The sequence below is a fragment of the Pseudoalteromonas luteoviolacea genome (assembly GCF_001750165.1).
Lineage (GTDB): Bacteria > Pseudomonadota > Gammaproteobacteria > Enterobacterales > Alteromonadaceae > Pseudoalteromonas > Pseudoalteromonas luteoviolacea_G.
In genome coordinates, this window is sequence record NZ_CP015411.1 from 3,504,959 (window position 1) to 3,530,293 (window position 25,335).

General features: G+C 40.6%; 21 protein-coding genes. 6 read left to right on the plus strand and 15 right to left on the minus strand.

Going from position 1 to position 25,335, the window contains the following annotated elements; translation table 11 throughout:
* Window positions 1-9: 9 nt before the first annotated feature.
* From S4054249_RS14775 to S4054249_RS14785, 3 genes are all read right to left on the minus strand, one after another.
* Window positions 10-1,425 (minus strand): FAD-dependent oxidoreductase, encoded by a 1,416-nt coding sequence (locus tag S4054249_RS14775; RefSeq protein WP_046356416.1) that lies wholly within the window; start codon window positions 1,423-1,425, stop codon window positions 10-12.
* Between the two features lie 10 nt (window positions 1,426-1,435).
* Window positions 1,436-5,893, minus strand: coding sequence for a glutamate synthase large subunit (gltB, locus tag S4054249_RS14780; protein WP_046356415.1), 4,458 nt, complete (start codon window positions 5,891-5,893; stop codon window positions 1,436-1,438).
* Window positions 5,894-6,328: 435 nt separating this feature from the next.
* The gene (locus tag S4054249_RS14785) at window positions 6,329-6,667 is read right to left on the minus strand and encodes a Grx4 family monothiol glutaredoxin (RefSeq protein WP_023402222.1); all 339 of its coding nucleotides are present in this window, start codon (window positions 6,665-6,667) and stop codon (window positions 6,329-6,331) included.
* A gap of 235 nt (window positions 6,668-6,902) precedes the next feature.
* On the opposite strand from S4054249_RS14785, the gene S4054249_RS14790 reads away from it, so the two are divergent.
* The 4 genes from S4054249_RS14790 to S4054249_RS14805 all read left to right on the plus strand — a co-directional run bounded on the left by S4054249_RS14790 (window position 6,903) and on the right by S4054249_RS14805 (window position 12,435).
* Window positions 6,903-7,484 (plus strand): superoxide dismutase, encoded by a 582-nt coding sequence (locus S4054249_RS14790; protein ID WP_046356414.1) that lies wholly within the window; start codon window positions 6,903-6,905, stop codon window positions 7,482-7,484.
* Window positions 7,485-7,676: 192 nt separating this feature from the next.
* Window positions 7,677-9,599, plus strand: coding sequence for a PrkA family serine protein kinase (locus tag S4054249_RS14795; RefSeq protein WP_046356413.1), 1,923 nt, complete (start codon window positions 7,677-7,679; stop codon window positions 9,597-9,599).
* Between the two features lie 22 nt (window positions 9,600-9,621).
* Window positions 9,622-10,908 carry a YeaH/YhbH family protein gene (locus S4054249_RS14800; RefSeq protein WP_046356412.1) on the plus strand — a complete coding sequence of 429 codons (1,287 nt, stop codon included), beginning with the start codon at window positions 9,622-9,624 and terminating at the stop codon, window positions 10,906-10,908.
* 18 nt (window positions 10,909-10,926) lie between these two features.
* Entirely contained in the window at window positions 10,927-12,435 is a 1,509-nt protein-coding gene (locus S4054249_RS14805; protein WP_046356411.1) for a SpoVR family protein, read from the plus strand.
* A 304-nt stretch (window positions 12,436-12,739) separates the two neighbouring features.
* Here S4054249_RS14805 and S4054249_RS14810 read toward each other — a convergent pair whose 3' ends face one another.
* Window positions 12,740-13,711, minus strand: coding sequence for a sensor domain-containing diguanylate cyclase (locus S4054249_RS14810; protein ID WP_046356410.1), 972 nt, complete (start codon window positions 13,709-13,711; stop codon window positions 12,740-12,742).
* 4 nt (window positions 13,712-13,715) lie between these two features.
* Window positions 13,716-14,720 carry a response regulator gene (locus tag S4054249_RS14815; protein ID WP_046356409.1) on the minus strand — a complete coding sequence of 335 codons (1,005 nt, stop codon included), beginning with the start codon at window positions 14,718-14,720 and terminating at the stop codon, window positions 13,716-13,718.
* Window positions 14,721-14,908: 188 nt separating this feature from the next.
* On the opposite strand from S4054249_RS14815, the gene tpx reads away from it, so the two are divergent.
* Window positions 14,909-15,496, plus strand: coding sequence for a thiol peroxidase (gene tpx, locus S4054249_RS14820; RefSeq protein WP_046356408.1), 588 nt, complete (start codon window positions 14,909-14,911; stop codon window positions 15,494-15,496).
* Window positions 15,497-15,585: 89 nt separating this feature from the next.
* Here the strand turns inward: tpx and htpG are convergent, their stop codons facing one another.
* Together htpG and S4054249_RS14830 are read right to left on the minus strand one after the other, a co-directional pair.
* Window positions 15,586-17,502, minus strand: a complete 1,917-nt coding sequence (htpG, locus tag S4054249_RS14825) for a molecular chaperone HtpG (protein WP_046356407.1) — start codon at window positions 17,500-17,502, stop codon at window positions 15,586-15,588.
* Window positions 17,503-17,715: 213 nt separating this feature from the next.
* Complete coding sequence (locus tag S4054249_RS14830; protein ID WP_046356406.1) at window positions 17,716-18,018, minus strand: helix-turn-helix transcriptional regulator; 303 nt, start codon at window positions 18,016-18,018, stop codon at window positions 17,716-17,718.
* Window positions 18,019-18,192: 174 nt separating this feature from the next.
* Between S4054249_RS14830 and S4054249_RS14835 the strand changes: the two genes are divergently transcribed.
* On the plus strand, window positions 18,193-18,645 hold the full coding sequence (locus tag S4054249_RS14835; RefSeq protein ID WP_046356405.1) for a helix-turn-helix domain-containing protein: 453 nt from the start codon (window positions 18,193-18,195) through the stop codon (window positions 18,643-18,645).
* Between the two features lie 41 nt (window positions 18,646-18,686).
* Here S4054249_RS14835 and S4054249_RS14840 read toward each other — a convergent pair whose 3' ends face one another.
* The 8 genes from S4054249_RS14840 to S4054249_RS14875 all read right to left on the minus strand — a co-directional run bounded on the left by S4054249_RS14840 (window position 18,687) and on the right by S4054249_RS14875 (window position 25,130).
* Entirely contained in the window at window positions 18,687-19,031 is a 345-nt protein-coding gene (locus S4054249_RS14840) for a hypothetical protein (RefSeq protein ID WP_046356404.1), read from the minus strand.
* Window position 19,032: 1 nt separating this feature from the next.
* Window positions 19,033-19,584, minus strand: coding sequence for a hypothetical protein (locus tag S4054249_RS14845; protein ID WP_046356403.1), 552 nt, complete (start codon window positions 19,582-19,584; stop codon window positions 19,033-19,035).
* A 175-nt stretch (window positions 19,585-19,759) separates the two neighbouring features.
* Window positions 19,760-20,134 carry a hypothetical protein gene (locus tag S4054249_RS14850; protein WP_046356402.1) on the minus strand — a complete coding sequence of 125 codons (375 nt, stop codon included), beginning with the start codon at window positions 20,132-20,134 and terminating at the stop codon, window positions 19,760-19,762.
* A gap of 263 nt (window positions 20,135-20,397) precedes the next feature.
* Window positions 20,398-20,997, minus strand: coding sequence for a recombination mediator RecR (gene recR / locus S4054249_RS14855; protein WP_046356401.1), 600 nt, complete (start codon window positions 20,995-20,997; stop codon window positions 20,398-20,400).
* Between the two features lie 129 nt (window positions 20,998-21,126).
* Entirely contained in the window at window positions 21,127-21,651 is a 525-nt protein-coding gene (locus tag S4054249_RS14860) for a rhomboid family intramembrane serine protease (RefSeq protein ID WP_230851860.1), read from the minus strand.
* Window positions 21,652-22,177: 526 nt separating this feature from the next.
* Window positions 22,178-23,002: a sulfite exporter TauE/SafE family protein gene (locus S4054249_RS14865; RefSeq protein ID WP_046356399.1), complete on the minus strand. Its 825-nt coding sequence runs from the start codon at window positions 23,000-23,002 to the stop codon at window positions 22,178-22,180.
* A gap of 88 nt (window positions 23,003-23,090) precedes the next feature.
* Window positions 23,091-24,119, minus strand: coding sequence for a methionine synthase (locus S4054249_RS14870; protein WP_046356398.1), 1,029 nt, complete (start codon window positions 24,117-24,119; stop codon window positions 23,091-23,093).
* Between the two features lie 24 nt (window positions 24,120-24,143).
* Window positions 24,144-25,130 carry a DUF1852 domain-containing protein gene (locus S4054249_RS14875; RefSeq protein WP_046356397.1) on the minus strand — a complete coding sequence of 329 codons (987 nt, stop codon included), beginning with the start codon at window positions 25,128-25,130 and terminating at the stop codon, window positions 24,144-24,146.
* Between the last annotated feature and the right edge of the window lie 205 nt (window positions 25,131-25,335).

Here is a 25,335-nt window from a genome sequence, read left to right on the forward strand (position 1 = left end):
AATTTTTGGTCATACTTCAAGGTAATCTAAAATACCTTCAGCGGCGTTTCTGCCTTCAAAAATTGCCGTTACAACCAGATCAGAGCCTCTTACTGCATCACCTCCAGCGAAAATCTTGGGGTTACTCGTTTGATGTGTAAAGGCCCCCTGCTCTGGTGCAACGATCCCACCCCAGTGATTAATTTCGACATCATACTGAGCGAGCCAATCTAGGTTATGTGGTTTAAAACCAAACGCAAGGATCACAGCATCTGCATCTATGATATGTTCTGAACCTGCGACTTCCTGCGCTCGCCGACGGCCATTACTATCAGCCTCACCAAGTTCTGTTTTGACCATCTGCACACCAGTTACATTGCCCTGCTCATTTAATACTATGCCTTTAGGCTGCACATTGAATTGAAAATTAACCCCTTCCTCTTTTGCGTTTTTAACTTCACGCTTGGAGCCCGGCATATTTTCTTCATCACGGCGATAAGCACAAACCACAGATTTGGCATTTTGACGTACCGATGTTCTAACACAGTCCATCGCTGTATCCCCACCACCAAGCACAACTACTCGCTTATCCGCCATGCTAATATAAGTTTGCTGAGACTCGTCATAACCCATGACGCGATTTGTATTACCAATCAGAAATGGTAAGGCATCATACACCTGTTTAGCATCCTCATTCTCCAGGCCACCGCGCATATATTGATAGGTACCCACACCGACAAACACAGCATCATACTGGGCAATTAACTCGTCCATTGTCACATCTTTGCCAACTTCCGTATTTAACTTAAACTCCACGCCCATTTCCGTGAAGATCTCTCGACGCTTTTCCATCACCGTTTTTTCTAGCTTAAAAGAGGGAATACCAAATGTAAGCAAACCGCCGATCTCAGGGTTTCTATCGTACACAACTGCTTTAACGCCATTTCTAACTAAAATATCAGCACAGCCAAGTCCGGCAGGTCCAGCACCGATTATGGCAACCTTTTTGTCTGTCCAAGTGACATACGAAAGGTCAGGTTTCCAACCTTGTGCAAAAGCCGTATCAGTAATGTACTTTTCAATATTACCAATAGTCACAGCCCCAAACTCATCATTCAAAGTACAAGACCCTTCACAAAGTCTATCTTGTGGGCATACTCGTCCGCATACCTCGGGTAAACTGTTTGTACGATGAGATAACTCTGCGGCTTCAAAAATCCGTCCGGTGCGGATCAACTTTAACCACTGAGGTATATAATTGTGCACAGGGCACTTCCACTCACAATATGGGTTTCCGCAATCTAGACAACGGTCGGCTTGAGAGTCAACTTGTTGTCCCGAAAAAGGCTCGTAGATTTCTACAAAAGAGCTCTTGCGTGTTGATATCGGTTTTTTTCTTGGATCAACGCGCTGAACATCGATAAATTGGTAAACGTTTTCGCTCATAACTCCTCCTTTACTGCGCCTGTACTCTAAGTTCTGCACTACTGCGCGCTCGATGTCCAAGCAAGCTCTTTACATCACTTGACTTAGGTTTCACTAACTTAAACATAGGTACATACAATTCAAAGTTAGCAAGTACTTGCTCAGCCCTATCAGAACCAGTGCACTCCAAATGCTCAGCAATCATGCCTCTTAAATGCTCTTGATGAGAAGGCAAGTTATCTAACGTTAATACCTCAACTAATTCTGGATTAAAGCGTTTATCCATATCGTATTCTTCGTCTAAAACGTAAGCAAAGCCCCCTGTCATACCGGCGCCAAAGTTCACACCAATTTGACCAAGTACACACACTACACCACCTGTCATATACTCACAGCCATTATCACCTAAGCCCTCAACGACAGCATGCACACCAGAGTTACGTACAGCGAAACGCTCACCCACTTTTCCTGCAGCAAATAACTTTCCGCCCGTTGCACCATATAAACAGGTATTCCCTGCTATCGTCGCTTGATGAGACTTAAAGCTAGAACCAAGTGGTGGCCTTATTACCAACTTACCACCTGCCATACCCTTGCCGACATAGTCATTTGCATCACCAACAAGGGTTAACTCCAAACCACCAGCATTCCACACACCGAATGACTGCCCTGCCGTACCATGCAGCTCAATTGCCACTGGATCTGCTGCCATTCCCTGATTTCCGTATAAGTTAGCAATGTACCCTGACAGCATCGCACCCACAGACCGATCTGTGTTTTTAATTCGGCTAACTAGCGATGTACCACTTTTATCATCAATGGCTTGTTGGGACTTATTCAACAAAGACTCGTTTAACGCGCCAGAATAATGCGACGTATTTTCAGCACTACAGTACAAAGTTTGATTGCTTGGGTTGTTCGGTTTCGCCAAAATTGGTGACAAGTCTAGTTTTTGTTGCTTACTCGTCTTGCCTTCTATTACTTCCAGCAGATCAGTGCGACCAATTAAGTCCGTAAGTTTAGTCACACCTAAGGTAGCCATTAATTCTCGCGCTTCCTGTGCAATAAACTTAAAGTAATTCATCGCCATCTCTGGTAAACCATGATAATGACGCTGACGCAACGTATCATCCTGTGTTGCGACACCTGTAGCGCAATTGTTTAAGTGACAGATACGTAAGTACTTACAACCTAGTGCAACCATAGGACCAGTACCAAAGCCAAAGCTCTCTGCACCTAAGATAGCGGCTTTGATGATGTCTAGGCCCGTTTTCAGCCCTCCATCAGTCTGCAAACGGATCCGATGACGTAGCCCATTTTCAACCAGCGCTTGCTGCGTTTCTGCAAGACCTAGCTCCCATGGACAACCTGCATATTTAACAGATGTAAGCGGGCTTGCACCTGTACCACCGTCATAACCTGCAATGGTGATCAGGTCAGCATATGCCTTAGCTACACCAGTTGCGATAGTGCCAACACCAGGCTCTGAGACTAACTTCACCGAGATCATCGCCTTAGGGTTAACCTGCTTCAAATCGAAAATAAGCTGAGCTAAATCTTCAATGGAATAAATATCATGATGAGGTGGTGGTGAAATCAAAGTGACGCCAGGTACCGAATACCTGAGTTTTGCTATATATGGCGTGACTTTTTCACCCGGTAGTTGTCCACCCTCGCCTGGTTTTGCACCCTGCGCTACTTTTATCTGGATCACATCAGCACTTTGCAAATAATGTGGTGTGACGCCAAACCGACCTGAGGCAACCTGTTTGATACGAGAGTTTTTCTCGTTGCCAAATCGCAGCTTATCCTCACCGCCTTCACCAGAGTTTGAAAAGCCGCCTAAACGGTTCATCGCGATTGCCAGTGCCTCGTGCGCTTCAGGAGAAAGCGCACCAATACTCATTGCAGCAGAGTCAAAACGCTTATACAAAGCTTCTGCCGGCTCCACATCTTCAATTGAAACCGCGTTGAGCGAAGACTTTAATTTCAATAAATCTCTTAAATTAGTGACAGGTCGATTATTAACAATATCTGCGTATTTTAAATAATCTTCGTATTTACCTGACTTAACAGCCACTTGTAGTGATTGCACCACATCAGGATTGTAAGCATGGTATTCACCACCGTGCACAAATTTAAGTAATCCACCATGGCTCAATAGTTTACGTTTACTGAACGCCAATTGGTTTAATAGCTTGCTCTCAGCCTCAAAATCACTAAAGTCTGCGCCTTTTATGCGGCTCACCACTCCCTTAAAGCACAGGTCGACAACATCATCAGCAAGACCCACTGCTTCAAACAACATGGAGCACCGATATGACGCAATGGTGCTAATGCCCATTTTAGACATGATTTTATACAGGCCTTTGTTTATTGCATTGCGATAAGCAAGCGTCACATCTCGGTATGATTTTTTAATCACACCTTTATCACATAGGGAAACGAGCGTTTCGTAGGCCAAGTAAGGGTAAATTGCGGTGGCACCAAAGCCTAGTAGTACAGCAAATTGATGCGGGTCACGCGCACTGCCCGTCTCCACAATTATATTAGAGTCGCAACGCAGGTTCTCATTCACTAAACGCTGTTGAATTGCACCTACTGCCATGGCGGCGGGTATTTGCAATTGGCCTTTAGCAATATCTCTATCGCTCACCACTATCATCACACAGCCACTAGCGGCTTTTTGCTGAGCCTCATCACACACTCGCACAATGGCACTTTGCAAGCCTTCGTCTGGTGCATAATTAAGGCTTATTTTACCAACTTGATAGTGAGCGTCATCTGCTTCTGTAAGTTGCTTGATATCCGAATACGTCAAGATGGGTGAGTCAAACTGCAATCGCTTCGCGTGACCTGTGGTCTCATTAAATACGTTTTGCTCACGACCGATACATGTTGCCAGTGACATCACGTGATTTTCACGTAATGGATCAATTGGCGGGTTAGTTACTTGCGCGAACTTTTGTCTAAAATAGTCATATATTGAACGCGTACCTTGCGAGAGCACAGCAAATGGTGTGTCATCTCCCATTGAACCAGTGGCCTCTTGACCATTAGCGCCCATTACGCTTATCACCTGCTCGACTTCTTCATTACTGTAACCAAATTGTTTTTGATAGGTCAGTAATGTTTCCTCAGAAAAGTCTCTTTGCCCTGCATCTTTTTCGTCAAGCTGCTCAAACGGCGTTAAGCGCTGAACGTTTTGTTCAAGCCAAGCTCTATAAGGGTGCCTTGCTTTAAGATCCTGATCTATCTCTGAAGATTGCCAAATTTTACCATGCAGCGTATCAACGACCAGCAGCTCACCAGGCCCTACTCGACCTTTCTCAACTACTTCATCGGCTTCGTAGTCCCAAATCCCAATCTCTGAAGCGACTGTGATAAAACCGTCTTGTGTAACCACATAACGCGCAGGTCGTAACCCATTCCTATCAAGATTACATGCTGCAAAGCGGCCATCTGACATCACAATACCCGCAGGTCCATCCCAAGGTTCCATGTGCATTGAGTTAAAATCATAGAATGCACGAAGGTCATCATCCATAGCACGGTTTTTTTGCCATGCAGGTGGCACTAACATACGCATAGCACGGAAAATATCCATACCACCTGCTAAAAATAGCTCTAGAATATTATCTAAGCTGGATGAATCAGAACCTGCTTCATTGACAAAAGGCGCTGCCATTTGCAAATCAGGTAGTAAAGGCGATGAGAATTTGTACGCACGAGCCCTTGCCCACTGCCGGTTACCCATGATGGTATTGATTTCACCATTATGTGCCAAATAACGAAATGGTTGTGCTAATGGCCACTTCGGCTGGGTATTTGTTGAAAATCGCTGGTGAAAAACACAAATGGCGCTGGTCATACGCAAATCAGCCAAATCTAAATAAAAGTTTGGTAAATCTGCAGGCATCATAAGACCTTTATACACGGTAACCAGTCCCGATAAGCTAGCAATATAGAACTGCTCATCTGAGGTGATGCGTTTTTCGATTCGCCGTCTTGCGACATATAAACGACGTTCTAGATCTTTTGGTCGCCAGCCTTCGGGCGCGCTGACAAACACTTGTTCAAACTGCGGTAGTTGTGATTTAGCTATTGGTCCCAACATATCGGGTTGAGTAGGCACAACTCGCCAACCAACGATACTCAGCGTTTCTTTTTCTAATTCTTCGTTAATAATGCGTTTGGCAGACTGTGCCAACGCATCATCAGCGTTTAGGAAAACCATGCCAACGGCATAGTTTTTGCCTAATCGCCATTCATTTTCAGCTGCGATTGCACGAAAAAAGCTATCCGGCTTTTGCAGTAATAAACCACAGCCATCACCTGTTTTACCATCTGCAGCGATCCCACCTCGGTGCTGCATACGATCAAGACCCGTGATCGCTGTACGTATTAATTTATGGCTTGCTTGGCCTTGTGTATGTGCAATCAGACCAAACCCGCAGTTATCTTTTTCTAATGCCGAGTCGTATAACATAGACCCCTCCCCTTGCTACACCTGCCAGCTTGAATGACTTCGACGATTTACTGGCAGATATTCAAAACTAGCGCTGAAATCAAAGTGAGTCAACAAAATATCGAATAAATATTCACTACATTGAATATTTTTCAACGACCCCATAACGTAACCAAAATTTAATATAATGCACTAAACAGCCTTTTTAGTTCCTATAAAACATTTGACACCGGTATCAAATGTTAAACTTTTGATTTTAAGAAGAGAAAAAAGATCAGTTTACGTAAACGTAAAGACGCACTGTTGTGCATAAATATTCACAAGGGCAATGTTTGATATTTCTTCAACATATAGGGGGATAAATACAAGCAGATTAAGTTTAGAGAGTGGAAAGTAAATACTACAGACACAAAAAAGCCCGAAATAAATTCGGGCTTTTCAACAATAAGGACGTGATTATTCAGCGGCTTCTTCTTTATATTTAGCTGCGGTCTCAGTGATCAGAGGTTGAAGTTCGCCTTTTTGGAACATTTCAATAATGATGTCACAACCACCAATTAACTCACCTTCTACCCAAAGCTGCGGGAACGTCGGCCAGTTTGCGTAATGTGGCAACTCTGCACGAATATCCGGGTTTAAAAGGATATCTACATACGCAAATTGCTCTCCACATGCCATCAACGCCTGTGAAGCTTGAGAAGAAAAACCACAGTTAGGTAACTTTGGAGATCCCTTCATATATAGAAGAATTGGGTTTTCTGCAATTTGCTGTTTGATCTTATCAATGGTTTCCATATATACCTCAAATGACGATATTAACTGTTCGCACGCCACATTTTGCTCAAAATTAACGCATACGAAAAATTCACACTACAAGTCTTGGCCTCGGGCATTGCTGTTTACCAAAACTTGAGTAAAATACTCAGGAATTATAGTATCACTATATAGCACTAAAACGTACTTAAAAGTGCCCTAGCAATGGCATCTTTTTTAACTGTTTAGAGTATCCAACATAAAAATGGAGATTAAAATGGCTTTTGAACTACCGTCACTTCCTTATGCTATCGATGCATTAGAGCCACATATTTCTAAAGAAACTTTAGAATTCCACCATGGCAAACACCACAACACATACGTTGTTAAGCTGAATGGCCTAGTAGAAGGTACTGACTTTGCAAACAAAACTTTAGAAGAAGTTATTGTTAGCTCTGAAGGTGGCGTATTTAATAATGCTGCACAAATCTGGAACCACACTTTCTACTGGCACAGCCTTGCGCCAAATGGTGGTGGCGAAGCTAAGGGTAAAGTAGCAGAACTGATTGACGCAAAATGGGGCTCATTTGCGGCATTCCAAGACGCTTTCAACGACAAAGCAGTAAATAACTTCGGTTCAAGCTGGACTTGGTTAGTGCAACTAGCTGATGGTTCATTGGACATCGTTAATACATCAAATGCAGAAACTCCGTTGACACTAGATGGTGTAACACCACTTCTAACTGTTGACCTTTGGGAGCACGCTTACTATATCGATTACCGCAATGTTCGCCCAGAATACCTAAAAGGTTTCTGGTCGCTTGTAAACTGGGATTTTGCTAACCAAAATCTAGCTTAATTACAACAGTATAACTGTACCAATTTAAGCAATAAACAAGGCGCGCAAGCGCCTTTTTTGCCACTCCTCAAAAACACCTATCACATTAAATTCTCATATTTTTTAAGCAAATATCCAAGAACCTGACTAAGCTTTAAGTACGCCTAGCATTTTAGCCCACGCATTTTATTTAACAGGTTATTGGAGTTTGATATGACAATATTTGAGCATTACCAATCCCGATACGAAGCAGCAAAAGAAGAAGAATTCACAATTGCTGAATTTCTTGAGATCTGTAAAGAGGATAAGGCTGCTTACGCCAGTGCGCCTGAACGGTTGCTCATGGCGATCGGTGAGCCAGAGATGATCGACACATCAACAGATGCAAGACTGAGTCGACTCTTTTCAAACCGTGTGATAGCACGTTATCCCGCTTTTAACGAATTTTATGGTATGGAGGACGCCATTGAACAAATTGTTTCGTACTTAAAACACGCCGCTCAAGGCTTGGAAGAGTGCAAACAAGTTTTATATTTACTCGGCCCAGTTGGTGGGGGTAAATCTTCTATTGCCGAAAAACTTAAGTATTTAATGCAACAGGTACCTGTTTATGCAATTAAAGACTCTCCTGTTAACGACCATCCTCTAAGTCTATTCAACCCTCAAGAGGATGGTGAGTTATTGGAAAAAGAGTATGGTATTTCAAAACGTTACCTAAAAACGGTTATGTCACCTTGGGCTACCAAGCGATTACACGAATACAACGGCGATATCAGTAAGTTCAAAGTTGTAAAACGTTACCCTTCGATACTCGATCAAGTTGCAATTGCCAAGACAGAACCAGGCGATGAAAATAATCAGGATATTTCTGCACTGGTAGGTAAAGTAGACATCCGCAAACTTGAACATTTTGCGCAAAATGATCCAGATGCTTATGCCTATTCTGGGGCGCTTTGTTTAGCAAACCAAGGCCTAATGGAATTTGTCGAGATGTTCAAAGCACCTATCAAAGTGCTGCACCCACTATTGACGGCAACACAGGAAGGTAATTACAACGGTACAGAAGGCATATCAGCGTTACCATTTAATGGCATTATTCTCGCACACTCCAACGAGTCTGAATGGCAAACCTTCAAAAATAATAAGAACAACGAAGCATTTTTGGACAGGGTATTTATCGTAAAAGTACCTTATTGCCTAAGAGTGTCTGAAGAAGTGAAAATTTATAAGAAACTGCTTGAAAACAGTGAACTGAATGAAGCTCAATGCGCCCCAGGCACGTTAGAAACGCTGGCTAAGTTTTCATCTTTATCACGTATTAAAGAGCCTGAGAACTCTAGTATCTATTCAAAAATGCGTGTCTACGATGGTGAGAGCTTAAAAGATACCGATCCGAAAGCGAAGTCTTATCAAGAGTATCGTGACTATGCAGGTGTTGATGAAGGTATGAATGGCCTGTCGACGCGCTTTGCCTTTAAGATTTTATCTCGCGTGTTTAACTTTGATCATGCAGAAGTCGCTGCCAACCCAGTACATTTGTTTTACGTGTTGGAGCAGCAGATTGAGCGCGAACAATTTAGCGCAGAGGTGCAAGAGCGGTATTTGAGTCATCTAAAAGGCTATTTAATCCCCCAATATGTAGAGTTTATAGGGAAAGAATTGCAGACAGCGTACCTAGAGTCTTATTCAGAGTACGGTCAAAATATTTTCGACCGTTATGTCACGTATGCTGATTTTTGGATCCAAGATCAAGAATATCGAGATCCAGATACTGGTCAACTTTTCGACAGAGCAGCACTTAATGCAGAACTCGAAAAAATCGAAAAACCAGCGGGCATCTCAAACCCGAAAGATTTCCGAAATGAAATCGTCAATTTTGTTCTAAGAGCCCGCGCACACCACAACGGTGATAACCCAGTGTGGACCAGCTACGAAAAACTCAGAACAGTTATTGAGAAGAAAATGTTCTCAAACACCGAAGACTTGCTACCAGTTATTTCATTCAATGCCAAAACATCGGCAGAAGATCAGAAAAAACATGAAGACTTTGTCAATCGAATGATGGAAAAAGGATATACCCAGAAGCAAGTGCGGTTGCTTTCTGAATGGTATTTAAGAGTTCGGAAGTCACAGTAATCTAACGGTTGGAGGGTGGTCCATGGCACATTTCATCGATCGAAGATTGAACGGTAAAAATAAGAGTACGCCAAATAGGCAACGCTTCATTAGACGCTATAAAAAGCAAATTAAAGAAGCTGTGTCAGATGCTATTAATAAACGCAGTGTGACGGATATTAGTAGCGGCGAGAGTATATCGATACCGCAACGTGATATTAGTGAACCTGTGTTCCATCAAGGTAAAGGTGGAAACCGTGAGCATATACACCCTGGTAACGATCAGTTTAGTACTGGCGACAAGATACAGCGCCCTCCCTCTGGCCAAGGGGGAGGTGCTGGAGAGGGAAATGCCAGTGATCAAGGTGAGGGACAAGATGATTTTGTCTTTTCAATATCTAAAGATGAATATCTTGATCTTTTGTTTGAAGATTTGGAGTTACCCAATTTACAAAAGAGTCAACTTGATAAACTGGTACAAATGAAAACGCATCGAGCTGGATTTTGCAACGATGGCATGCCCAGTAATCTGGATATTGTTCGCTCGTTAAAAGGTTCTATTGCAAGACGTATAGCGATGACCGCCAGTAAGCGTAACAAGCTAAAGGAGCTCGAAGCAGAGCTTGAAGCGTTATTGGCTGAGCCGGTGCCACCACAACACAAAATAGAGACGCTTGAAGCAGAGATCGAAATCTTGAGAAGGCGCATTGCCGCTGTGCCATTCATTGACAATTACGATCTCAGATTTAGAAACTATGAAAAACGTCCACATCCCACCAGCAAAGCTGTCATGTTTTGTTTAATGGATGTATCTGGCTCAATGGACCAAGCAACTAAAGACATGGCAAAGCGTTTTTATATTTTGCTGTATCAGTTTTTGACTCGGACCTACAAAGACATTGAGGTTGTGTATATTCGTCACCATACACAAGCAAAAGAAGTGGATGAGCAAGAGTTTTTTTACTCTCAAGAAACTGGCGGTACCATAGTATCAAGCGCGTTAAAACTAATGGACGAAATCGTCGCGGAGAGGTACTCCCAAGGTGATTGGAACATTTATGCAGCACAAGCATCTGATGGGGACAATTGGGCAGATGACTCTCCTCACTGTACTGATATTCTTGCAAATAAGCTCCTTAAAGTGGTGCGTTATTACGCCTACATCGAGATCACAACAAGAGCACATCAGAGCCTTTGGAGAGAGTACCAAGGGTTATCTGCAGCCTATAACAATTTTGCTATGCAGCACATACGCTCAGTTGAAGATATTTACCCAATCTTTAGAGAGCTCTTTAAAAAGAACCGCCAAAAACAGCAAGGTGCAGCATAAACACGAGGGGAAGCGCTAATGACCTATAACCCTTTGAATGACGGTCCAGATTGGACTTTTGAAAGATTAGAAATGTATCAAGCCGAGATTGCTCGAGTTGCTGAGCACTATCGACTTGATACCTACCCTAATCAGATAGAAGTAATTACCGCCGAGCAGATGATGGACGCCTACTCCAGTGTGGGCATGCCCATTGGTTACGCACATTGGTCTTACGGCAAAAAGTTCATTCAAACTGAACAAAATTACAAACGCGGTCAAATGGGGCTTGCATATGAAATTGTAATTAACTCAGATCCCTGTATTGCTTATTTGATGGAAGAAAACACCTTGCCAATGCAGGCATTGGTGATGGCACATGCTTGTTATGGACATAATTCTTTTTTCAAAGGCAACTACTTATTTAAAACATGGACCGATGCCTCTTCAATAATCGACTACTTGGTGTTTGCCAAAAACTACGTCGCAGAGTGTGAGCAAAAGTATGGCATTGAAGAAGTAGAAAATTTATTAGATTCATGTCATGCATTAATGAATTATGGTGTTGATCGGTACAAACGTCCACAGCAAATCTCTTTATTTGAAGAGCAAAAACGTCAAAAAGAGCGCGAGGACTACCTACAATCACAAGTTAATGAGCTATGGAAAACAATTCCAACAAGCAAGCAGGAGGATACTGAAGATTTACCTCAGTTCCCATCAGAACCACAAGAGAATATATTGTATTTCATAGAAAAAAATGCACCTTTATTAGAATCGTGGCAGCGAGAAATAATTAGGATCGTAAGAAAGATCTCGCAGTATTTTTACCCACAAAGGCAGACTCAAGTCATGAATGAGGGTTGGGCTACTTTTTGGCACTACACCATTCTTAATCATTTATATGATGAGGGTAAATTAAGTGATGCATTTATGCTGGAGTTTTTACAAAGCCATACCAATGTCGTCTACCAACCCCCTTATAACAGCAAATTTTATTCGGGTATAAACCCCTATGCGCTTGGCTTTAATATGATGGTTGATATTAGACGTATTTGCGAAAACCCTACAGCAGAAGACAAAGAGTGGTTTCCTGAGTTTGCCGGTAAAGACTGGCTAGATACACTGCATTTCGCGATGGAAAATTTTAAAGACGAAAGTTTCGTTAGCCAGTTTTTATCGCCGAAAATAATTCGCGACTTCAAGTTATTTACGATATTAGATAAGGAGTCTTCTCCTCACCTTGAGGTGAAAGCAATTCATGATGAAGCCGGTTATCAGAAAGTAAGAAATAGTCTATCTGCGCACTATAACCTCAGCAATAACGAGCCGAATATTCAAGTGTACAAAGTGGATGTACGAGGAGACAGGTCCCTAACATTAAGATATGTCCCTCAAGACAAGATCCCTCTAGCTGAATCGAAGATAGAGGTACTCAAGCATTTATACAGGCTCTGGGGCTTTGAGGTAAGGCTTGAACAAGTAGAAGATGATGGCAGTATTAATATGCTTGGCCAATGCCCTCCAGCAAGCTCTGAGAACGACTAAATCAGCACAGGCCTACAATACATATATTTAGTTATCTGTATTGTAGGTCCACCTCAGGCAAGCTTGCTCAATTGTGATTACTATAGGCAAAACCTGTTGAACCCATGTCAGTCTCACGGTTATAGCTAATCGCGTTATGTCTCACCTAAAATCCAGTTGATTGTTACGAAGCCATACAACGGTAAGCTAGGAGAATCAAGAGGAAACCGCTCTCACAGTGCTGACCGTCGCAATTCCTTAAAAAGAAAACTACGACGCAAGCTCTTCAAAAATAAGCACTACAATCATTTTTTGAAATCTTGAACTATGGTGACATGCTAGGATCATACACAGTAACTTTATTTCGACCAGTCTCTTTGGATTGATACAATGCTGTGTCTGTCGCTTCAATCCACTGCTCATGCTTTTCAAAAGCATCATCATAACAAGCAATGCCCAAGCTCACTGTAAGTTTAATTTCTTTATTATCATAATAGATGACAGAGTTCTCTATCATGCTACGTAGTCGCTCTGCAAAAATTAACGCACCATCCGCATCGGTATCAACAAGCGTCACGGCAAATTCTTCGCCACCATACCTGCCTGCAACATCAGTCTCACGCAAAGTTTTTTTCAACAGATCTGAGATATGTCGTATCGCTTCATCGCCACCGCTATGTCCATATACATCGTTAATTTTTTTAAAAAAGTCGATATCAAACATGAGTAAGCAACTTGTGCCATGGTTGCGCTTTAAACGTTTAAATTCAGTTCTTGAACATTCTTCCCAATATCCCCTATTGGATAACTTAGTTAAAGCATCTGTACGACTCATCTCTTCTAATGTTTTATTAGCCTTCTCAAGCTCAAGCTTATTCATGGCCTCATCAGTGACATCATAAAGAATCACGCAAATATGCCCCACCTCCCCAGTTAAGGTTGTAAGCGGAATAAATGTCGCATTTTGGTACATGTACTCGGCCTTACCTGTTATCGGCCGATAATTTTTAAATTTGAATATATAAGGCTGTTGCTCCCAAATAGTAAATGAGCGGTTTTTCAGCACAAATACTGGTTCAGCTTTCCCACGGAACCAGGACTCATCAATACTGGGGAATAAATCAAATACGTCTTTATCTTTTACCGCGCTCGGTAATAGACCGGAGTGATTCTCCATAAAGCCATTCCAAACACATACTCGATAGTCTCTGTCTAAAACAACTAACCCAACATCTACCGTGTTAAACATATCCATTAACCAATGGATTTCATTCATATCAAAATCAGATGCAGGCATAATTCTAATCTTCTAATAAGTATGCGACTTTGTATCTCAACGTCTTCAGAGAGTCTTCTGTGAACAACAGCATCAAATCGCAGTTAATATTATGGTGTTCAATTCCGTAGCTAATTTCTATTGCCAATGTCCTCTGCCACCTTGACTTGTTGGCTTTAACCAACTCAGACACTTCACAATGCTGACCAAGAACGACTGGGTGTCCTTGGCTAAAAGGCATATCTAACTGCTTAGATAGTCCGGTGAGAATAGCGCCTATCAAGATATTACTAATATCCATTAGTAATTCCAGCTCTACCTTTTGGTTTAATTCACCGTTGTACTTCATTAATGAAGCAACCTCTTTAAAGCTAGAGTCATTCAGTAACAACAAAGCTTCACCTGAGACACCACCACCAATAAATCCCTGACACACACCAGAAGTCGAAGCATTAGCGTCAATGGCCTGTAGCGCCATATGTAACTCATTCACTTCAAGCACATTAACGTTCGGAATAGGTAGCTCAACGAATACATTGAGTAATCTAGCCAATAAGTCACCAGCTTGACCCATAGCAACATTCGCTATCTCTTGATAAATATCGCGAAGTTCAGGCTCTACTTGCTCTCCAAGTTTATGCACTAAGCTTTCGCGGATAGCCTTATCCTTGATCCCATGCTGCGTAATAATTTCTTCAAGTTTATTCGCATCACACGGTTTGCGGATAAAATCAATCGCGCCTAATTCCATCACACGCTGGTGCGCATTAGGTTGAATATCACCAGAAACAACGACGGTAAGTACATTTAGGTCCTGCTCCTGTATCGCTTGCAGAACCTCATATCCATCCATATGGGGCATATTTAAATCTAAAAACAATATTTCTGGTGAGATTTGTTTAATTTTTTCAATACAATCCAATCCATGTTCTGCAAATTCAACTTTAATATCCCAGTCATCAGGCAAAGAACGCGCGAGCTGCCGCCTTGCAAGTTTGGAGTCATCACAGATTAGGACGGGTGTAGACATAAAGGCTCTCTATTTATCGGGTGCACTACCCAAAATTCTAATTATAGTTATCAAACAGCAGTGTTTAGATTAAATATGTTAATCAATGCATGATTAATTTACAATCCAAAATACTACCAAAGCTTGGTTATATAAAATCAGTATAATACACTGACGTGAATTGCGAAAAATTTAAAAAGGAATACGTTATGCGTAGAGTCCCCTTTATCACAACAGCCCTATTCGCTTTGAGCTGTTTTTCTGTAAGTGCAGCGTTCGATGAAAATCTACTAGACAAAGGTAAGGTTACTGCTGGAGGCAAGCCAGTTACTTTACTCGGCTCTGGAGTGAAAATTGGTGATCAAGCGCCTGACTTTAAGGTCGTTAATGCCGACTTCACCCCCGTCTCATTATCAACGTTTGAAGGTAAAGCAGTTTTAATTAGCGTAGTGCCTAGTTTAGATACTGGCATTTGCAGTCTGCAAACTAAGTACTTTAATGAAAAAGTTGCAAGTGAGTACCCGAATATTGCGATGCTAACAATAAGCACAGATTTACCATTCGCTCAAAAACGGTTTTGCAAACAAGAAAACGTTGACAAAGTCCAGACTCTCTCTGATGCCGTTTGGCGCAATTTTGGCGAACAATATGGTTTATTGATAAAAGACATGGGCTTATTAAGTAGGGCCGTGTTTATTCTAGATAAGGAGCACAAGGTAAAATATAAGCAGTTAATTAGCAACCTTGCTTCCGAACCTAACTACGATGAAGTGATAAGTACACTAAAAACGCTTTAAGTCACCAGTATATTATATTGATGAGATATAAAAAGCCCCCAATTGAACTCAATCGGGGGCTTTTTTAGTATGCTCAAGTCGGCACTGAATTATTTGCTTAAATCCAGCATTAACTTGTTAAGGCGCGTTACAAACCCCACAGGGTCTTTTAAGCTGCCACGCTCAGCCAACAAAGCTTGGTCTAGTAGTACTTCAGACCATTGGGCGAACTTATCTTCATCTTGCTCATCATTTAGGTGTTTTACCAACTGATGCTCTGGGTTAAGTTCAAATATTGGCTTGCTCTCTGGTGCAGATTGGCCAATCGACTCCATTAGCTTCTGCATTTGTGAACTCATGTCATGATCATCAACAACGACACAAGCCGGAGAATCTGTAAGACGATGCGTAAAACGGACTTCTTTAACCTTATCACCTAGAGATTCTGTAATACGCTCTACAAGACCTGCAACTTCTTTCTCGCTCTCTTCCTGTGCTTTTTTAGACTCTTCATCTTCTAGATTTCCTAAATCTAAATCGCCACGCGTGATTGATTGGAATTGCTTACCATCAAACTCTGTCAGATGACCCATCATCCACTCATCAACACGATCTGACATAAGAAGTACTTCAATGCCTTTCTTGCGGAAGATTTCTAAGTGAGGAGAGCTCTTTGCGGTTGCAAAGCTGTCTGCAACTACATAATAAATCTTATCTTGGCCTTCTTGCATACGTTCAACATACTGAGCGAGAGACACATTCTGTGTGCTTTCATCTGTATGTGTAGAACTAAAACGAAGCAACCTAGCAATGGCTTCTTTGTTTGCCGCATCTTCTGCTGGACCTTCTTTGATCACCTGACCAAACTCATTCCAGAAAGTTTGGTATTCATCTGCCTTGTTCTTACCCATTCTATCGAGCATTTTAAGGACACGAGATGTACAACCTTTACGGATAGCTTGTGTAATTTTGTTGTCTTGCAGAATTTCACGAGATACATTAAGCGGTAAATCGTTAGAATCAAGCAAACCTTTAACGAATCGAAGGTAACTTGGCATGAACTGCTCAGCATCATCCATAATAAATACACGCTGAACATATAATTTTAAACCAGTTTGACGGTCACGATTCCAAAGATCAAATGGCGCTTTCTTAGGAATATAAAGTAAGCTAGTGTACTCTGTTTTACCTTCTACTTTATTGTGTGCCCAAGTAAGTGGTTCTTCCCAATCGTGGCCAACATGCTTATAGAACTCTTTATATTCTTCTTCTGACACTTCTGACTTATCGCGAGTCCACAGTGCTGTTGCTCGGTTGATTGCTTCCCATTCACCAGGCTGGGCTTCTATTTTTTCCCCATCAGGACCTTCGGATTCAGGCACAGGCGCTTTAAACATTTCTACAGGGATAGAGATATGGTCTGAGTATTTAGTGATGATTGAACGTAAACGGAAGTCATCTAAAAACTCATTTTCATCTTCACGTAAGTGAAGCACGATTTCGGTACCACGATCTGCTTTTTCAATTTCAGCAAGACTATATTCGCCTTCCCCTTTAGATTGCCACTCTACCGCAGATTGTTCACCTGCTTTACGAGTGCGAACGGTTACTTCATCAGCAACAATAAACGCAGAATAGAAGCCAACACCGAATTGACCAATCAATTGAGAATCTTTTGCCTGATCACCTGTTAAATTTTGGAAAAACTCAGCTGTGCCAGACTTTGCAATAGTACCCAAAGAGTTGATGACCTCATCGCGAGTCATACCAATGCCGTTATCTGAAATAGTAACCGTATTGGCATCTTTATCTGCACTCACTCTGACTTTTAATTCAGCATCCCCATCATACAAGTCACCGTTTTGAAGTGCTAAATAACGTAATTTGTCTGCTGCATCAGACGCATTCGACACTAACTCACGCAAGAAGATCTCTTTATTTGAATATAAAGAGTGGATCATAAGGTTCAGTAGCTTACCTACATCTGTTCCAAATTGATGATTTTCTTTGTTTTTAATATCAGACATCGACTATATCCTAATCTAATTAGCTCACAGGATTTAACCCGTTAATCATTTTATGAAAAGATATATTGTGCTGAGGAATTGTATTTCAAGAGGAGGGCTTTAAATTTTTTTCGTATTACTTTCTAAACAGATAAAAAGCGACCATTGATGTGACTTTCACTGCGCTCGCAAAAGAGCAAGCACAGTGCGTTGTAAAATATGAGTCAGGGATATTTATGCACTTTTTTTATTTTCGAAAACATCCGGCTGTACATCACATTGTTCTAATAACATTAAAAAGTTCGGCTTGCCAAAAAGCATCATAACATCAAGAAGTTGTGATGCAGAAAGTTCAGTTTTACCCGACTCCCAATTAGAAATGGTTGCCTGATCTACTGGTGTAACTAAACTCTTGCCTAACTGTGCTTGAGTCAAGTTCATATCCTGACGCAGCCTACGAATTGTCATTTGAATGTAACGTTTAGCGTCTTGTGTTTGGGCTCTGCGAGAGCGCTCGTTTCTAGAGATTATACTCATAACATATCCATATTGTTTACATCAATATTCTGATACTGTGTATCTATTAAAGGCGTATAGCACTTTCATATCAGAAAAAATGATTAAATTAACCCCGACCCAATTAGACAACTTATAACATTTAATGTAGGCTATCTGGGTCAACTGAGTAAATAATTGATCGGATTGGGTTATATGTCAACATCTTTTGCAACAAGACTGAAACAACTTCGAGTTTCCTTAGAAGAATCTCAAATCAGTTTTTCTGAAATACTAGATATACCTACAGCCTCGTATCGTAAGTATGAGAAGGGCGAACGTGAACCTACGTTATCTGTGATAGAAAAGTTCTTTTCACACCCTTTAACGCAAAGCCATGCATGCTGGTTAATAACAGGCGAAGAACGACCCAATGCGGACACTCCACAACCCCATATGACCCTATCGGATACAACCCAATCGTATAATAAAGATTTTGAATCTAAATTTATTCAAACAGCAAAAGAAAGCCTATTATTTATTTGTCACTTAGGCTGGTTTAAAAGAGGTAAAGAAGTCAATTTTGAAAGCTGTGGTAAAATTTTGTTGAGAGACTTAGAGCCATTTCTAGATAAAAGCGCAGGTTCACAACAAAAGAAGGTAGGCTAACGCTAACAAAAGTAGCGCATAACCTTAGAGATTGATATGGGTTATTTTACTACTTTAAGTTTGCCTTTTTCTTGCTCATGTTCTTTTGATTTTATTTGATAATCTTTTGAGTCATCCCTAAACCCTTCCACACGCTTCAATGCCATTTGAACAGCATCATGCTTTGTCGTGTCGTTATCAATTTCAAGTGCTTTACCAAGGTCCATTACAATCTCGTAAGCTTCATCGTAAAGTGCATCAGGGACGCCTTCACCTACTTTAGGCTTAATAAAAACCCCTCTTATTTTTTCTTCAAACCGGTTCAAGTTATGGCCATTAATAATAGCAGCTAAAATAAAGCAAATCACAAGGCAGTGGATCAAAAGAATAACGATAAGAAATGGCATATTAGTATTCCTTGGCGTACTTTCTTTGCATTAGTAAATTGAATGGATATTTTGCAACCAATAAAGTTTGTGCGCTACTAAGGCAAAATATGGATATATTATAATAAAAATTAAATATACTGATATCTAGATAACCATGAAGTACTAGTTGCAGTGTTTTGATCATCATTGCAGCCAGGGACATATAGCAGGCGTATCTAGCAACGGATGAAAAAGTGCACTCTCTAATCGCGTGCAAAAGAGTTAAAGCAATGATAAAAGAGGCATTACCACATGCTGCAATAAAGTAATATATTTGCCTTCTAATCATTTTATCCATATGCAGTTCGTAGAGGTAATCTAGAAGATGCTGAAATAAAATAAAGCTTGCAATACTGGTCAATGCAGTCAAAAAGCAAGAGTGTAATTCATGATCAGACTTATTTTTCAAGTTTTTATTGCGCACAAAAACAAGTTCTAACCAACGTTCTTTAAAAAGATAAAGAAAACTTATAACGACCAAACAGCCTAATCCCATAAAGAACAGTGCTGCTATATCTAAAAAATCATTCATAAAACCAAGCTATCGTTTTAAAGTGATAAGGTAATGACTAGTAAAACATTGTATGAATACAATGACTGCATTATTACTGTTAACTTCTACCAAAACCAACTGTATACGTTTTTAATCTCATGAAAAACTTCATTTAAGTGTTAGAGCCTATTCTCATATCGGTATAATAGTGGTATTACTTTACCACCCATAAGCTGGCTTTTTTATCACCTGATATTTTTTGGCCTATGTCATTCAATACGTCAAGATCTTGTTCAGCATCCTGTTTTTGGTCTCGGAATGCTTCTACACGCTTAAACACACTCTTGACTCCATTATACTTGACCATATCATTATTACATTCTAAGACAACGGCTAGGTCATCAATTATCTCATAAGCTTGATGATAATCCTTTTCAGAGATTTCTTTATCTTCAGGGATCTTATCTCGTTCAATCACATTTTTGATTTTTCTTTCTAGAAAATTCAAACTATGTCCTTTGATTATCACAGTGATACAAATAGCGATAACAAGAATATAAAGCAATGTAGCAGCGATGAGCATTATCACGATCAAAACCTTATTATATCTAGCTAACTAAGGTAGAAGATTAGATTTGCTCACATTTCTTAATTTTAAACAACCCCATATAAGCCAAAGCTAAAAAAAAGAGAGGTTAAATAACAAAGATTTGGGTCAATCTAATCATATAAAAACTTCAGTTACTCGATGATAAATTTCTCCATACCTAATTGCAACTTTTAATTTTACAACTTGTAAACAAACCAGGTTGAGCGAGTGTATTTAGTACAACACAGAAGAAAAAGTAACTGTTACAGTACCTTTCGGCCAGAAAATGCGTGCATTAATGTCATTCCATCAACCAAGTCTAACTCACCACCTACAGGCATACCATGAGCAATACGAGAAGCTTTAACATTTAGGTTGTTGCATAGTTCAGCAATATAGTGTGCCGTAGCCTCGCCTTCTACAGTTGGATTGGTTGCAAGGATAACTTCCTGAATTTTTCCATTTTGAAGTGTCGTTTGCAGTTTATCTAATCCAATCTCTTGAGGACCAATTCCATCTAGCGGTGACAAATGACCCATTAAGACAAAGTATAAACCGGTATATTGTCCTGTTTGTTCAATTGCTAAAACGTCTGTAGGTGACTCTACAATACATAATAACCCAGTATCCTGACGTTTAATACTTTGGCAGATATCGCATACTGGTGCCTCAGAGAAAGTACGGCAAGACTCGCAATGCCCAATATCTTCCATTGCTTCAGTAAGACAGTTACCTAACTGAGCCCCTCCTTCTCGGTCCCTTTCTAATAAATGAAAAGCGATACGTTGAGCAGACTTAGGACCAATACCCGGTAAGCATCTTAATGCTTCAACTAAAGCGGCTAGTTTAGGTGATAACTGCATATTTCCTCAAATAGGTGGTAAACACACCAATTATTTATATCTAAAACGCGATAATAAGGCATCGTGCGCTTGATTGAAAGTTATCGAGTTGCAGCTAACAACTATTGCACAAAAATCATCTGATAACGTTTACTCTTTATTCGTACGCTTCTTAAAAGAGCGATTTTTTGACGATTTAGACCTCTGTAAAAAAGCAACCAACACACCACTGATGAAACCAAATAGATGACTTTCGCTGCTAACATTGTCAGAAAAATCAAATAATGTTCCAATAAAATTAATATTTGCGTAATAGGTTGCCAAGGCCAATACCAGTAAGCTGAGCACACTCAACAAGTTTCGCTGAAAAAGCGCGACTCCAACTAACAAACCATAATAGCCCATTACAACACCCGAAGCCCCTATGTGATTACCTCTGGCCGCAAATAACCATACAAATATTCCTGTTAATAAGATAATACTTACACTTGCAGTCTTAAAGTTAGGTAATCGACTAGCCAAGTAGCCACAAATTAATAAACCCACCAAGTTACCACCTAAATGTGACCAAGAATCATGTACAAAGGGCGCCGTAACGATACCGGTAAGATGACGTTGGCTATGTGGTATAAGGCCTAGCCTATCAACTGGTAGTCCAAATGTATCAAAAAGCATCAGAGCAATCATGGTCAACGATGCACATAAAACATATCTAAAATTGCGTGGAAACAGGAAGTTTGAGAGATGCATTACAACTTATCTTACTTTGTGATGAGAGGGAAATAATAAAGTAGCTGGAAGAATAAGTCTTCATAATTGCTAAAGATATGAAACCTAGATGGTAAAAAACTTAATTGTAAACTTTTCAAAAACATGAAAAAGGCACGTAGACGTGCGGTCCGAAAAATTGATGAATATGATTTTGTCTTTTATGACTCTTCAACCGTCTAGAAAAATTAGCAGATTATTCGGAGATATTGAGAAGCAAAAACCAATCTTTATTGTTCAAATGATTACCTGCTGCCTCTGATCTTTAAAAAGTGGGTATTTATTTTAGGTTCTAAAATAGGGCAGCGACTTTAATGCAGCTGACCTATCAAACTAAGCGTGCAAATGCGAGTTAAGTTTTGCAATGTGCATTGGTGATTCAGTCTCATCAAATTTGATTCATAACTAATACCAACCCTATTTACATTCAGCCCTATAAAAAGAGTTGAAGAAGCATACGTATTCCAGTCACAAGCAATACGATAGAAAATACTCTCTTAAGTTTTACAGCGTCTAATTTAGCTGCGAGCGAGGCGCCAACAGGTGCAAACAATACTGTTAAAGGCACAATACATAGAAATGCCACTAAATTAACAAGTCCAAATGTGCCCACAGGCGCATCAGCGGGTGATTGACCTAAAATGAGCATGGTCGCAGCGCCCGGTAAAGAGATAATTAACCCAATAGCAGCGGCTGTCCCCACAGCTTTATGAGCCGGATAGTTATAAAGCGTGAGTAATGGAACAGAAATCGTACCACCACCAATGCCTACCATTGAGCTAAATAATCCAATTGAGGTACTCATTGTTGCTTGTCCAGCTTTACCGGGCAGTGATTGAAATAATGCTGATTTGCCTGTTCGAAACAGCATATTCAGCGCTGATAAGGTCGCGATGATTCCAAATAACCCAGTCAACCAAGTGCCGTTGACGCGTGTTACCAGCCAACTACCTACCAAAACACCGATAAAGATAAACACCGCCCAGCGCTTTAACAAATCAAAATCTACATTGCCTTTTTGATTGTGCGAGCGAATTGAGCTAATAGAAGTTGGAATAATTGTCGCTAACGAGGTCGCTGTTGCGATGACCATGGCTGACTCTGGTGATACGCCAAAGCCTTGGAAAACAAAAAATAGCACCGGTACAATAACAATACCGCCGCCTACACCCAGCAAGCCTGCCAAAATCCCCGCAAATGCTCCTGTTGCAACCAGCGCGATGAGTGTTGAAATATTATTGCTTAAAAACTCTATCATAGTGTAAATCAACAACGTTTAATTAAAATAAATAAAACCAACAAACGGAGAAACCATTTGTTGGTTATGTGTAAGACAAACGAAGAAATTATGCCAAGAGCTCTTTTCTTACTATTTCTGCCCCAGCGGCTAAAGCCTGTAATTTACCTCTTGCCACTTCCCTTGATAGCGGTGCCATACCACAATTTGTGCAAGGGTAAAGTTTGTCAGCATCAACATATTTAAGTGCTTCGCGGATGGTGTCAGCGACTTCTTCTGGCGTTTCGATGTCATTGGTAGCGACATCAATAGCGCCGACCATCACCTTCTTACCTTTCAGAAGTGACAATACTTCAAGCGGTACTCGACCGTTATGGCATTCTAAAGAAATAATATCGATACTAGATTGCTGAATGGCTGGAAATGTTCTTTCATAGTGACGCCACTCATTGCCTAATGTTTTTTTCCAGTCGGTATTTGCTTTTATGCCGTAACCATAGCAAATGTGCACAGCGGTTTCGCACTTAAGCCCTTCTGTTGCAATTTCAAGTGCCTCAATACCCCATTCGTTCACTTCATCAAGGAACACATTGAACGCAGGTTCATCAAATTGAATGATATTTACGCCAGCAGCTTCTAACTCTTTTGCTTCTTCATTCAATGCTTTAGCAAATTCGAACGCCAGGGTTTTACGATCTTGATAATAATCATCATAAAGCGTGTCTACCATCGTCATTGGTCCTGGTAGCGCCCATTTAATTGGCTGCTCTGTTTGCGAGCGCAAAAACTTCGCATCATCAACAAATACTGGTTTTTGGCGACTTACTGGACCAATAATGCCTGGCACACTGGCATCGTAACGGTCACGAATTCTAACTGTCTTTTTATTTTCAAAATCAACGCCGCTCAAGTTTTCAATGAATGTGGTGACAAAGTGCTGGCGAGTTTGCTCACCATCACTCACAATCTCAATACCCGCATTATCTTGTTCTTGTAATGTAACTCTCAGTGCGTCTTTTTTACCGGCAATCAGTTCTTCGCCTTCTAATTTCCAAGGTGACCAAAGCTGCTCAGGTTGTGCCAACCAAGACGGTTTGGGCAGACTACCAGCGGTAGAAGTTGGGAATAATTTTTTCATAATTAATACATCTATACCTTAAAATCAGAATGACGGTTGAACAAAGTTAGCAGCCCATTTTTCCAGTGTTGACTGGTATCGTTGAATAAAGTTGTCTTCACACCACTTACCTTGTTCAATCGCAAGGCGAGCTCGCTCTTCTCTGTCATAAACCACTTGCGTTAAAGAGCAATCTAAATTTTTCAGACTTGGTTTGTAAGTTTCCCCAGCCGTAGAATTAGCGTTATAAATTTCTGGACGATAAATCTTCTGAAACGTTTCCATCGTGCTCAATGTGCTGATCAGCTCCAGTGTGCTGTAATCGTTCAGTAAATCACCGAAGAAAAAGAATGCATACGGAGCCACACTGTTTTCAGGCATAAAGTAGCGCACTTCCATACCCATTGTTTTGAAATACTGCTCTGTCAGTGATGATTCATTCGGCGTGTATTCAACACCCAAAATCGGATGTGTATTACTTGTACGGTGATACGTTTTGTTGTCTGATACACTTAAACAAATCACTGGAGGCTTACTGAAGTTTTCTTTGTAAGCGCTTGAACTAATGAAGTCTTGGAACATTTTACCGTGTAATTCACCATAATTTTCTGGCACAGAAAAATGACCTTTTCCTTCATTGTGTTTACGCAGTAGCACGCTAAAGTCGTAGTCACGGACATACGATGAGAAGTTATTACCCACAATACCTTCGATGCGTCTGTTTGTATGATGATCAACAATATATGTTTTTAATACTTCAATCGTAGGGAAGGTTTCACCATTGCCCTCAACGTCAATATCAACATGTACAATATCAATTTCAACAGAGTAACGGTCTTTGTTTGGGTTATCCCAATTTGCCAGACTGTTAAAGCAGTTGTTGATCATGTTAATTGCTTTACGAAGGTTTTCCTGACGTACTTCACCACGCGCCAAATTAGCAAAGTTTGTAGTCAGGCGCGTATCGTTTGAAGGTGAATAATGCTCATCAAATCGAATAGTCTTAATTGAATAGGTGAAATCGCTGCTCATAATATTGTGGGTCCTTAGCTTAAAATTAAATCTGACCTGAATGTCTGAAGCAATTCTATGATGAATAATTCATGATTAATATTGATTTAATTTTATGATTCTATGAGTTTTGCTCATAATACCGTGTTAACGGATCGAATATTCGAAGGCTCTGGAATTTTTAATCACTGTGCTCAGTACACTTAGGTGGTAATTAATTCTCTGT